Genomic DNA, 1,051 nt, shown 5'->3' on the forward strand with positions numbered 1-1,051 from the left:
TCAACAGAGACACCTTCAGAGGAAGCACCCACAACTGGTGGAGAAACACCTTCAACAGAGACACCTTCAGAGGAAGCACCTGCAACTGGTGGAGAAACACCTTCAACAGAGACTCCTTCACAGACTGCACCTTCAGCAGGGGCTCCTACACAGACTGTTCCGGAAACACAGGTTCCTACAGGATCCACACCTTCAACAGAAGTAAAAACACCTGCTGTTGAGACTCCTCAGGTGAATACACCTGAAGAAGGCAAAACAGAAACTGTTAAGACTGAGGAAAAGGTTGCTGTAACAGGAATAACCCTTGAGAAGAAGATAAAAGTAGGAAAAGGCGGAAAATATCAGCTTACAGCTGTTGTTGCACCTGCAAATGCTACAAATACAGAGATAGAATGGACAACAAGCGATAAGAAGATCGCAACTGTATCAAGCACCGGACTGGTTAAGGCTAAAAAGAAGGGTTCAGCTACAATTACTGCTACAACCAGGGATGGTGGTTTCAAGGCAGAAGTTAAGGTTATAGTTAAAGACGCTATTAAGGTAACAGGTGTTAAGCTTAACAAAAAGAGCAAAACTATCAAGGTAGGCAAAAGCTATACACTTAAGGCAACAATCAAACCTAAGAAGGCTACAATCACAGATGTGACATGGTTCAGCAGCAATAAGAAAGTTGCTAAGGTTGATAAAGAAGGCAATGTTACCGCTATTGGTAAAGGAACTGCAACAATTACAGTAAAGACTAAGGACGGAAAATATACCGCTACCTGCAAGATTACTGTAAAGAAATAAAGTATGTTTAGTTTTAGGGCTTCGCATTGTGCGGAGCCCTGTTTTAATGAAAAATACATATTTATTTAATATGCAGAATATTTTTAAGAAATAGGGGCAATGATAGAATAATAAAGAAAATAGCACACTATTAAATTGTGGATATGAAGACGTGAATTAATTATTAGGATAGTGTCAAATAATCTATGAAAAAACTGGGTCAAAAAAATAGGCTCAGATGAACCTTGAAAAATGCAGATATTTAGATTGAGGTAGCCGGACG

At 39.5% G+C, this 1,051-nt stretch carries 1 protein-coding gene; it reads left to right on the forward strand.

The features are described from left to right. On the forward strand, positions 1-789 hold a 789-nt coding region (locus G622_RS23935; protein ID WP_049945979.1), incomplete at its 5' end, for an Ig-like domain-containing protein. Between the last annotated feature and the right edge of the window lie 262 nt (positions 790-1,051).

It is taken from the genome of Butyrivibrio sp. LC3010, from assembly GCF_000424385.1.
GTDB lineage: Bacteria > Bacillota > Clostridia > Lachnospirales > Lachnospiraceae > Butyrivibrio.